The organism is Campylobacter concisus (assembly GCF_015229965.1).
GTDB lineage: Bacteria > Campylobacterota > Campylobacteria > Campylobacterales > Campylobacteraceae > Campylobacter_A > Campylobacter_A concisus_BD.
The window spans coordinates 1-11,971 of sequence record NZ_JAAKZB010000006.1 but is presented as its reverse complement, the minus strand read 5'-3'; the positions used below and the strand labels follow the sequence as shown (position 1 = coordinate 11,971).

7 protein-coding genes are annotated in these 11,971 nt (G+C 36.5%); 5 read left to right on the top strand and 2 right to left on the bottom strand.

The genetic code is table 11. The features are described from left to right. The first annotated feature begins 88 nt into the window (after positions 1-88). Together G6W43_RS03815 and miaA are read left to right on the top strand one after the other, a co-directional pair. Positions 89-1,303 (top strand): FAD-dependent oxidoreductase, encoded by a 1,215-nt coding sequence (locus tag G6W43_RS03815; protein ID WP_194169198.1) that lies wholly within the window; start codon positions 89-91, stop codon positions 1,301-1,303. 2 nt (positions 1,304-1,305) lie between these two features. Further along, the gene (miaA, locus tag G6W43_RS03810; protein ID WP_194169197.1) at positions 1,306-2,196 is read left to right on the top strand and encodes a tRNA (adenosine(37)-N6)-dimethylallyltransferase MiaA; all 891 of its coding nucleotides are present in this window, start codon (positions 1,306-1,308) and stop codon (positions 2,194-2,196) included. Between the two features lie 71 nt (positions 2,197-2,267). Here the strand turns inward: miaA and G6W43_RS03805 are convergent, their stop codons facing one another. Both G6W43_RS03805 and G6W43_RS03800 read right to left on the bottom strand, forming a co-directional pair. Continuing rightward, positions 2,268-3,260 carry an iron-sulfur cluster assembly scaffold protein NifU gene (locus G6W43_RS03805; RefSeq protein WP_004318029.1) on the bottom strand — a complete coding sequence of 331 codons (993 nt, stop codon included), beginning with the start codon at positions 3,258-3,260 and terminating at the stop codon, positions 2,268-2,270. A gap of 16 nt (positions 3,261-3,276) precedes the next feature. Then, positions 3,277-4,467: a NifS family cysteine desulfurase gene (locus G6W43_RS03800; RefSeq protein ID WP_012001071.1), complete on the bottom strand. Its 1,191-nt coding sequence runs from the start codon at positions 4,465-4,467 to the stop codon at positions 3,277-3,279. Positions 4,468-4,784: 317 nt separating this feature from the next. Between G6W43_RS03800 and G6W43_RS03795 the strand changes: the two genes are divergently transcribed. From G6W43_RS03795 to G6W43_RS03785, 3 genes are all read left to right on the top strand, one after another. Beyond that, positions 4,785-5,396: a tRNA 2-selenouridine synthase gene (locus G6W43_RS03795; protein ID WP_103617371.1), complete on the top strand. Its 612-nt coding sequence runs from the start codon at positions 4,785-4,787 to the stop codon at positions 5,394-5,396. Beyond that, on the top strand, positions 5,396-8,848 hold the full coding sequence (locus tag G6W43_RS03790) for a hypothetical protein (RefSeq protein ID WP_194169196.1): 3,453 nt from the start codon (positions 5,396-5,398) through the stop codon (positions 8,846-8,848). The genes G6W43_RS03795 and G6W43_RS03790 overlap by 1 nt, the downstream gene beginning before the upstream one ends. Before the next feature lie 24 nt (positions 8,849-8,872). Beyond that, the coding region (locus G6W43_RS03785; protein ID WP_194169195.1) for a hypothetical protein at positions 8,873-11,971 on the top strand (3,099 nt) is incomplete at its 3' end.

Here is an 11,971-nt window from a genome sequence, read left to right as displayed (position 1 = left end):
TTTTAAAAAGTGTCTGATTTTACACCATTTTGCTTTAAATCTAAATTTATATTATCATTGCAAGAGCAATTTAAAATGAAGGGTTATGATGAGTAAAATAGTGATTATAGGAGATAGTTTTAGTGCGTTATTTACGGCACTTGAGCTAGCTAAAAAGAATGAAGAAATTTTAGTTATTAGTAGCCAAAAAGATGAGTTTGAGAGCGGAATTTTAACCCCATTTAACATCCCAGCGCTCGCAAGAGATGGAGCGATATCTAGCTCGTTTTTGGGACTAGTTAGTAAAAAAAGCGAGCTTGATATAGCGCTTTGCCTAAATGAAAATTTTAGAGCTTGGATGGCTAATTTCACGCTTAAATCAACAAAGGCTCACGATAAAAAGATGAGAATTTTGTTTAAGAAATTTGGACAAAAGAGCTTTGAAATTTTAAAAGAGCTAAGTGAAAAATATCCGCAGATAAATTTTGATGAGAGTGGCGTTTATTTCATCTTTAGCGAGGATGAGAGCTTTAAAAAGAGGCTTGATGAGATGAAAGTCGCTGATAGCGAGCAAGAAATTTTAAGCGTGGATAGTGAGCTTGCAAATTTTGGTCTGATAAATAAAAACATAAAAGGGGTGCTAAATTTAGCTAAAAACGCAAGTATCGACGCAGCTGAGCTAAAAAAAGCGCTTGTTAGCGAACTAAACGAGCTTGGAGCGCAGTTTATAAACGATGAAATTTATGAGCTAAAAACGCAGGGGCAAACCGTTCAAAAGGCAGTTGGCCGTGCTGGCGAATACGAGGCTGATAGCTTTGTAGTGGCTAGTAGAAATTTGGAGCTTTCAAGCAAGCTTGGGACAAATTTAAGCGCCATCTTGGCTAAATTTTACACGATCGATCTCGCGCTAAGCGAGGGTCAAATCCCTAAAAAACCTATCATTTTAAATGATATGTTTGCCAAAATTTACCCAACCAAAAATGGCGTCACGATCATCACAAATTTACAAGTGGGCGCTATCGATACGCTTGTAAAAACAGAAAGGATCAACGCATTTTTAAACGAGCTAAAAAGACACCTTGGCATAAGCGAGCTAAAAGAGCCTAGATTTAGGGTAAATTTCATCCTTCTTAGCTCAAACGACAAGCCAGCGATCGGACGCGACGAGACATATCAAAATTTACTTTATAACCAAGCGTACGGGCTAAATGAACTAAGCTTTGCACCGCACTTCGCAGGCGTTTTGGCTGATCTTTTAAAAGAGGGCAAAAGTAACGAGCAAAGCGATGAAATTTTGCTATTTAGCTCACTTTATGAGGGCTAAGCTTGTTTGGCGAGCTAGCACTAATTGGCACCACAGCAAGCGGCAAGAGCGATCTAGCCTTTGAGCTAGCAAAGAAGTTTAATGGCGTCATCTTAAGCCTTGACTCACTCGCACTTTATAAAGAGATAGATATCGCCAGCGCAAAGCCAAAGCCCTGGCAGCTAGCAGCTGTGAGGCACTTTGGGGTGGATGAAATTTATCCTGATGAGGAATTTAGCGTTGGGGCATTTTTTGAAATTTATAAAAAGGCAAAGGAATTTGCGCGCTCGCAAGAGTCTTTGCTCATCATCACAGGCGGCAGTGGCTTTTATCTAAAGGCGATGCTTAGCGGTCTTGCGCCAGACGTGCCAAAATGCGAGCTAAATTTAAGCAACGAAGAAATTTACGAGCTAGCTTTACAAAACGATCCAGAGTTTGCAAGTAAATTTAGTCAAAACGACTCTTATCGCCTTGAAAAATGGTATCAAATTTATAAATTTAGCGGGCAAATCCCAAGCATCTGGCTAAAGCAAAACACCAAAGAGAGCGTCATAAAAGAGCTTGCGATATTTGAAATTTTGTGGGATAAAGAGGAGCTTAGAGCTCGCATCGCAAAGCGAACGAAAAATATGCTAGATGAGGGCTTGATAGATGAGGCGAAGTTTTTATTTGACAAGTATAAAAGCGAGCCAAAACCACTAAAATCAATAGGTCTAAAAGAGTGCAAGCAGTTTTTGGAGGGTGAAATTTCAAAAAGTGAGCTTGAAACACTCATAGCAACGCACACAGCCCAGCTTGCTAAGCGTCAGAGAACCTTTAACTGCTCGCAGTTTGAGAAGAAATTTGTGGGTGATTTGGCACAGACTAGAAGTGAAATTTTGAAATTTTTAAAGGCTAAATTTGAGCTTGGTTAAATTTAGATTGTCTGGGTGGTAAATTTAGTTTAGTGGAGGCGAACAGCTCCAAAAGAAGCCGTTCGATAAATTTATATAGGCATAACCCTGATTTTTGGGCTTAGGCTCTCTTGTAAGACATTTTCTATCGCATAAAGTGTGCCAGTCGAGCCGCTTGAACAGCCTGAGCAAGCGCCAAGATAGCGGATATAAACGTCGATATTTTCGCCGTTGTCGTTTCTGATGTCTATGATCTCTAAATTTCCGCCATCCATCATAAGCATCGGGCGGATCTCTTTATCGATGATCGACTCGATCGCTTTTAGCTGGCCAACCATCGTCATGCTCTCAAAGCTAACGTCGCTTAGCGTGTTGTTTGCTTGAGCGTTGGCCTGAGCTTCGAGCCTCTCTTGCTCCATCTCAGCCCTAGTATCGCGCAAGATATCAACCAAATAGTAGTCTTTTTTCTCATGTCCGCCAGGTCTAACACATGATTTGCAAAATGCCCCAGCTTTGGTGTACTGCGTGATCTCCTCAACCGTGTGAAGGTCGTTTAGTCTTATCACCTCTTTGATCGTGCCAAGGCTCACTCTAGCGCACTCGCAAACGATGATCTCATCTTCAAAGTGCTCTGGGTCTATGCCCTTGTAGCTTGCAGCAGCTGCCTTGATAACGTCATATGCCATAACCGAGCAGTGCATCTTTTGAGGTGGCACAGCTGGAGTGTCTGGGTTGTCACGCATAGCTCTTTCGACATCTAAATTTGTTATCTTTACCGCCTCATCGACCGTTTTGCCGATGCAAAGCTCAGCCATTGTATCAGAGCTAGCTATCGCCGTGCCACAGCCAAAGCTTTTAAATTTAGCGTCTATTATCTTGTCAGTTTTCTCATCAACGAGCCAGTAGAGCCTGACCGCATCGCCGCAGCTCTCTGCGCCAAAGTCAGCGATGATAAGTTTTGCGTTTGCTTTTTTGGCGTCCTCTTCGGTTAGTTCGCCCATGAATTTAGGATTATTCATCCTATCTTGCACTACCTTTGAGTATTCATCCCAGATAGAGCCGCCGATTAAGTTATTTTTTGCCATGTTTTTCCTTTAAATTTTATAATCCACTCTTATGCCACTCTGGGGCGTATGCAAATGTGCTTGATATGCCTCTTAGCCTATTTACGGCCTTTGTTATCTGCTCGATCGCATAGTCGATCTCTTCTTCTGTGTTAAACCTAGAAAGTGAGAGTCTAAGTGCGGTGTGAGCTAGCTCTTTGTCAGCGCCGATCGCCTCCATGATAGGGTTGCTCTCAAGCGTCTCACTCGCACAGGCGGAGCCAGTAGAGGCCGCTATGCCAGCTCTGTTTAGATCCCAAAGCATCGCCTCACCCTCGACACCTTTGATAGATGCTAGGATGGTGTTTGGCACGCGCTGCTCTTTTTTGCCAACGACGCTAACGTCAGGAATTTGTAGTAGCGCGTCTTCTAGCTTGTCACGCAAACGACGAACGTGCGAATGCTCGTAATCCATAAATTTATTTGCTAGCTCAAGCGCCTTGCCCATGCCAACGATGCCTGGTACATCAAGCGTACCGCTTCTGCGTCCGCCCATGTGCTCACCGCCGTGAAGCAAGCTGCTTAGTGGCATGCTATTTTTTATAAACAACGCTCCAACGCCCTTTGGTCCGTGAAATTTATGAGCTGAAAAGCTTAAAAAATCAACGTCTAGGTCTTGAACATCTATCTTTATCTTGCCGACTGCTTGCACGGCGTCAGTGTGAAATAAAGCGCCGTATTCGTGGGCAACTTTGGCAAGCTCTTTTATAGGAAAGATCATGCCAGTTTCGTTGTTTGCGCTCATTATGGCGACAAGCGCGACGTTTTCGTCCATGACGGCTCTTAGCTGGTCTGGAGTGACGATGCCGTCGCTATTTACGTCTAAAACCGTAAGATCCACGCCATATTTTTCTAGAAATTTACAAGTTGCCAAAATGGCTGGATGCTCGACTGCGGTTGTGATGATGCGTTTTTTCTCGCCAGTTGCTATTTTGTCAAAGTAGATGCCTTTTACAACCCAGTTGTTGCTCTCGGTTGCGCATGAGGTAACGACGATGTCATCGCTATCTTTTGCATTTAGTCCGGTGTAGAGCTGATCTAGTGCTGTTCTTAGCGCTGGGTGGGTTTCTGAGCCAAATTTGTGAAGTGAGTTTGGATTGCCGTATTTTTCGCAAAAAAATGGCTTCATAAGTTCAAAAGCTTCTGGATCAACCATCGTTGTGGCGTTATTGTCTAAATATACTCTCAAATTTAAAACCTTAATTCGGATAAAAAATATCCCTTTTATTTTTGATGGGATATTATAACAAAAAAGTTAAAAGCAAGTTTAAAAAAATGCTTTAGTTTTTTCAATATTTGGCTCATTTTGATAGTAAAAAATATTGAAATTCTTTATCAATATTTGGCAGATACGCCATTTGCGAAATTTCACCTAAAAGAGCCTATTTTACTCTTAATATTAATTCTTTTTCTTAAGGATTGGAAATTTAAGGGTGAGATAATTAATGGGATTGTAAATATTGCGACAATAAAATACCCAAAATAAAATTTCTAAAAGGATATAGGATGAAATTTGTTGCAATTATACTTCTACTACTAACAAGCATATTTTTAATAGCTTGCTCTGCAAATCAAGCAAGCAATAAGATAAGTAACTCTGAGCTAGAAAATTTAGCTAGTAAATATGGTGGAGTTTATGTGTTTAATCAAAAATTTGTTGAAGAGATAGATAGAAGAGAAGCAGAGAGAAAAGAACTAAGCAAAAAAATGAAAGGTAGAGACCTAGGTGGTGGTCTTTATGCTGTTGATCCAAAGCCTATTAATGAAAAATTTCCTCAAATTCTTTCTAATGGTAAGCAATATTATACAATTAATAACTATCGTAAAGCAGTAAAATTATCTAAAATATATATTAATAAAATAATAGATTATATGGGACAAGAAAATTATTATAAATTTACACCTAGTATCAATCTTTGGTCTTTTTACATTGACAATATGGATAATATAGTGCCTATTGAATTAACGGTAACATATAGCTATAAGGCGAAAAAATATGGTCTATTTGGAGACGAAGGAGCTGGTTTTTCTCTCTCAAGAGATGAAATTTACACAATTAAAGGTGGCAATATTTTTTACTTTGATAATCATAAAAATACTTTTATAAAGAATAAATAATGAACAACAATAATAACCCTAAAAATAAATCAGTTAAGCAGATAATCTCTGATTTAAAAGATCACGCCAATATGGCAGATGCGAGCTATGCTTTTTTGAATAATGTATTTGAAAACGAAAAAAATGGACTAGATGATCTTTATACTAAAATAGGTAAAGAAAATGTCCCTGAAGGCATTGTGAATTCATATAAGAAACAAGAAGCAGAAAAACCTGTTTGGAGATATAAAGACAATATTAGAATAGGCGATGTCTTGACTGAAGATATTCGGGATAAAAATGACAATATTATTAAAGAAGCTGGAACTCCAACTGCTTATGCTTTATGTATTGAAGCCAGATTTATGAAGGATCTGACTATAACTAAGCCAATGATAAATGATGTTCAAGAGCCTGAGCATAAAATGATAAATAACGAAATTCAAAGTTTTATTGTGACACCAGATGATAAACCACCTTATATCTTTGTAAATCAAGAAAATTTTCACCAAATTTCTCACCGAACAAAAACATTTGTAAATAGATATGAGCTGATATCTCATCAGCAAAATACCTCAATATCTGGCTTTTCTTACACGATATTTAAGGATACAAAGCCTACTATGAGTAGTGATCAGCCAAGATACATCATAGCATTTAGGGGCACGGAGGTTGGCGGTGCTGAGCTATTAAAAGACTTGGTGCTTACTGATGTGTTTATAGCTGCATTTGCTGGACTACCTCAGATCATATCGCTCTTTACGATGATCGGCGATATAAAAAAGGCTATCAGAGAGGATAGTGGTAGTGACGAGAAAATGCCCAACTTTAACGTAAGTATATGTGGCCACAGCCTTGGTGGTCACCTATCTCAGGTATGTTGCTTGTTTTACAAGAGTTTAAATGTAGATGAGCTTTATACATATAATGCCCCTGGTATAGGTGGTCTTGCTATCAGTGCTTTGCATTTTGTATTTAGGGTGGTTAGGCTGATAGTTAAGATGATCAAATTTTGCGTACATAAGCTGCTTGATCTTTTTGGATTTACCAGAAAGGTCATAGACAAATGTGTAGATAAGATATATAATGGCTCAAAAAGTACTGATACTCTAATAAGCGAGTGCAAAGAGCACAAAGACGAGCTAGACCCTAACTTGCTAGAGGAGAGCGCTGCTAGCTGCAAAACTATATACAAAGACCGCATACCATTTGAGATACACCACTGCGAGACTATAAAAAATACTGTGACTTGCGAGGAATTTAACATAGGCAATGACTTTAATAGAGCCATAGAGCCTACTGTGTCGGTGATAGCTGATCTAGGCTATAAACTAGGGCTTACTCCAAATGATAGGATAAACTACAAAAATACGCCTAGGCTTCATCTGCTTCATATAGGTCAACTCGACGGCAATTACTATAAAAACTCACACTATATGACTAGTATAATATATGCCATATATCTATATGACTACCTTTTAAAAGAAGATAAAAATTCCAAGAAAAAGGCGCTAAGTGAGGACATATCCTATGCGCTAACGTATCTTGATAAGCTATCTGCCATACTAGTAGACAACATAGAGGGCAATAAATATAAGCTCAGCGATAAAAACGAAAATATAAAAGATGGTAATCAAAACTATATAAGTATCATTTTAGGAGAGCTTTATCACATACTAGAGAGTCTTGGAGATGAGGAGTGTCAAGAGATAATAGACAAATACTCTGCCGAAAGTGAAAATAAGCTAAGTAAAGTAACCTTGGTGGATATGCTGATGGATCTGGCGGATAAGCAAATTTATGCAAGGATAATAGACAAAAACGATATGGACGATAGCTCAAATATACCTTTAAATCAAGTAAGATCGCTGCAAAAGATGTATCCGTTGGAATTTATACATAACGAAAACGAGCTAATAAAAGATAAAACTGATATCACGAAAGCCTACACCTACGGCTCAAATCTTACAAAGTGCTATTTGCCAAAAGAGAAAGATAGCTTGTTTATAAAGGCCAAAAAGGCTCAGTTTAAAAATGCTATGTTTAGCGATAACTTTACTAGCATTTATATAAGAGACAATGGGGCTAAAGAGAAATTTAGCCTAGATAGATCAAGCTCTACGGCATTTGCTGACACTGAGAACAAGCAGCTTTATATATTTTTAAACGATAAGGATGTTGTGGACTGCGATGAAATTTATAATAAGATAGAAGATAGGCTAAATATAGAGGATATTAGGTCTTATACGCCAAACGTCTTTTTAAACTCTATGCCACTAAACACCGCCACAGAGCAATCAGACTATCCGCTATACTTTAAAAAAGAAGAGGATGGGGATGAGTCAAAGTCTAACCTACTAAGCTTCACTCATCAGCCAAGAGATGAGGATAAAGACAAGGGAAGACTAAGCGTTAGCTATAAAAACTCACAGGCTAGCATACTAAACTACTCTTTACTAGAAAAGAGCCTAAATATAGACCTAAAGCCAACAAACAAAGAGACCAAAGAGTCGCTTGAAAAGGCAAATGAGAGACTAAATTTAGAAAAGAAAAGTAGCGCGGTAGGTGCTGGTGGCACTGCCTTTGCTAATCCAATAATAGAAGATGACGTGGTAGTTTGCCCACATGGTGGCCATGTGATCTTAAAAAGTAGAGCTGGCAAAAGCATAAGGTCAGATGATCAAGGCGTGATACTTGATGTTGATTTTATCAACTCACCGATAGTTGGCTGCTCAGCTAAAAACCCTTGCACAAAGGTGGCATACGTGCCAAGAGCGGCTCTTAGTCTAAAAAGCATGAATGACCACTATGCTGTTATGCAAGATCTAGTGCCAGCGTGCCTAAGCAACACTAGCTCACCGCTAAGGTGCATAAAAAAAGAAAATAGGATAAAGCTAGCTCATAGCATAGGTAGCCCTGCATCTGAAAATAATAATGCAGCGGTGCTAAATCCAAATTTAAACAAGCCAGTGATCAGACTTCATGTGAAGGCCTTTGCTTCTCAGAGTGATAACCTTTTAGTGGCTACGTACTATCTATTTGATAAAAAATTTGAAGATAAAAATGGTTTTAAAAAGATCAAGCTCAACTTAGATGAGGGAAGAGACGTAGAGGATAAGAATTTAAAGGCTCTTTTAGCGGATAATTATGACGATAAGCGCTATGATATCAAAGAATTTAAACTAAGATATGGAGCGGATAAGCTAAATTTGGTATTTGTCGCTCCAAAGAATTTTAGCGCACTTGATAAAGAGAACTATAAAAAAGCAAATAGTCCTGAAAGTGGTGTGGGATTTTATGCTAGTTTAGACGAGTTTAACAGCTCTAGCACAGATAAAAACAAGCAAACTTATACGAATGTATTTTTAACTCCAACTGGCGCTAAAAGTATAGAGCTTGAGATAGCTAAAGGGCTAGATAGTGGATATGAAAACGACATAAACACAACTAGCTTTACAATGCTTGTTAGTTGATAAATTTAAAGTGAAGGATCGTTCTTGAGATTAGATAATACGAAAATTATTAGAAGCATAGAGGAATTGCTTTTCGAGTTTGGTGTTAATGGTGAGACATACAAAAATATAACTTTTTATTGTCGTGACTTAAATCATTTCTATAATACAAACATACTAAACGGAGATGCCTTATATAATAAGATATTTACCAAGCTATATGATCAAAAAAAAGCGGGCAAAAACGTTAGCATAAAGACTTATAAGTACTTTGATAAGTTTAGTTTATTTAAAAATGAGCGTGGTTTTGAAAGAACTGATGAAATAAAAGTCGCAAACAGTAATATAAATTTAGAGGTGCTTAGTCAAGAAAAGGATATTATAGAAGAATTTACTAAAGAGCTAGCAAACCTGGCAAATTCATTTAGAGATAAAGATGATAAGGTTAAAAATTTCGAAGAAGCATCTAGTGAGCTAGTGAGCAACTATAAAAAATTAGATCAACAAATTAATTCATTGTTGGATAAGCTACAAAACGCACTAATAGAAAAAGTCACCATAATATTAAACCATGAAAATTTCGATAAGGAAAAAGAGAGCATAGAGGCAATCAAGAGCGGATTTACAGAAATCAAAGAAAATCTTAAAAAAGCTTCAAAGGATGGCAAGCTTTACATAGCAAAAGAGATATTTAAATTTCTTTTTAGCCTTGTCGATATAACTGATTTGAAGTCTACCTTTAAACCACTAAAGCTGCTGCTTGCCGTGCCAGATGCCCTTTCTGCTATAAAAAATGTAAGTGAATTTCTTCAAAAAAGAGGATTTTATACTTTTTCTGGTCCAGTTATGAGTTTGCTAGCTACTAAGTTTGGCTTTACTCTAGGGCTATTAAATACAGTGTCGTTTAATAATATCTTAGTTTTTACAAACGACGATCAAAAGAGTGGAGCATTTATAGACTTTTCAGGGTTTGATATAACAGCCACTAAGACAAAAAGTAACTATGATGAGTACATTGGAATTTGTTCTGATTTTTCATTAGAAGGTGATGAAAAAAGTCTATTTGATGCAAGGATAAGCAAATATGAAAATATAGACAAAAAGAATAATATATCAATATGCAAAAACGATAAGGATAATACTGAAGAGAGCTTACTTAAAAGGATAGAAGAGTGCGTGATCGCAAATAGAGTAAATTTTGTCTATATGCAATATCCATTTTTTAACTCTTTAAAATTTGCAAATCTTTTAAGAGACAAATCCTTAACCACAAAAGACAACACTCATAATACAAATAATAGTAGCGGTATCTCTAAAAACTATCTTGTCATCTCAAACGCCCCTATAAGAGAAAATGCAAAGTTAAATGAGCATCTTTTACAAAACGTATTAAACTACAAGATAGTAGATAGTCTAAATAGAGCGGATGATAAGAAGGTGACCGATCCTAAACAACTAAATGGCACAAAAGACTATAGTCAGTACTCTATACAAATAGACGCCAAAAACGATGAAGATCTATATCTGTTAAGCTTAAGCCCATTTACAAGGATTAGCAAAGAGAAGATAATGAAATTTAAAAACAACATTTCAAAGAATTCCATATTTAACACGTCAATGGGTAAAGAAATCTTTGGAAACACAGATAGATTCTTTGAATTTACACAAGCTGTCGACTATTTAAGTCATATAGATAAGCACTTTAAAAATGCTAAAGACATGGAAGAGATAATCAAAAATGAGAAAGAATTTTTAAAGGCAAATATAGATGAATTCAAAACCTTCTTTTTAAATTTGAATTCAAATACAGAACGAGATCGCATTGTTTATGCTTTGGGCAAACCAACCTCAATACCAATCGATGATAGAGGTATGATGCAACTACTAGCAGAGGAGTCTAATGATGCAATTGAGATAGAAACAGAATACTATTATCCAGCTACAAAAGTATTTTTATTAACGATGGGATATTTTATATTAAGACAAATATTTGATAATTCCATAATTAAACCAGAACCTTATCCTGAGGGTGAAGCCATAAAATTATATGGTGAAACGCTTCTAGTTTTATCTAAAAATACCTATTATCTAAAAGAAGATAAAACGAAAGTTCCTATATATTTCTTTAAAAAAGAAAAAGAGGCAAAAGCTAGAGAAAAGGATACAATCTGCATAGAAGAGATAGTGGAAACAATAGAAAAAAGTCATGTGGCGGATGATGATCATATATTGGATGATGATACATATAGTGAGTTAAAAAAGATACTTGAGGAGCCAACAGCCATAGACACACATGATATTAGTAATGAGGAATTTGCAATTGAATTCAAAAAAGAATTTTCTTTAAGTGACGAAGAATATAAAGAACTTAAAGAGACACTTGGTAATCCTAATACTATAGATACGAGCAGCATAGAGGATGAGAAATTTAAAAGATATATAAAGCTTATAAACGATGATGAGTACAAGAATGTGATAGATTTTTCACTAAAGTCTATAATGAACGATATATTATATGATATATTTCCATTTTATGGATTTTTTATAGATAAATGTGGTGAAACTGTATGGAAAAGTGTTATAAGGACAATGTTTTACGTAGGAAAAGACGCTAACCCTCTTAATGTTGTCAAAGGCATATTTATGGCAACGGGCGGAGAGCTTAGATTGGCCACACTAATAAAAGAAAAACCTTATTTGATATTCATCGGCAAAAATGATAAAAAAAATCTAAAACTTCATGAAAGTCGCGAATTTTTTAAGATGCAAAAGCTAAAAAGCAATGACTACCTTTTTTCTTATTTTGGACAAAAAACAGAAGACAAAGCTCAACGTCTAAATCAAGAAAAATTAGCACAAGAGTATAAAGGCACTACAAGAAAACTTATAACTTTAAGGATAGGTATAGAATTTGCAAAAAATGCAGGAAAAGCAGTAATATCCAATCTCGCAAAAGCTGGCTTTAATTTTTTTCTAGATAGTGCTTATACTTCATCTTACGAACAACAAAAAAGATCTTATGAACTAATACTTCATAAGTATTTCACAAATAAATTTAATGACGCTTATGCTGTTAAGAATATATCTTATGAACCTTATTCAAATGAAACAAGTGAATATACCTACTACCCTATAGAGATATAC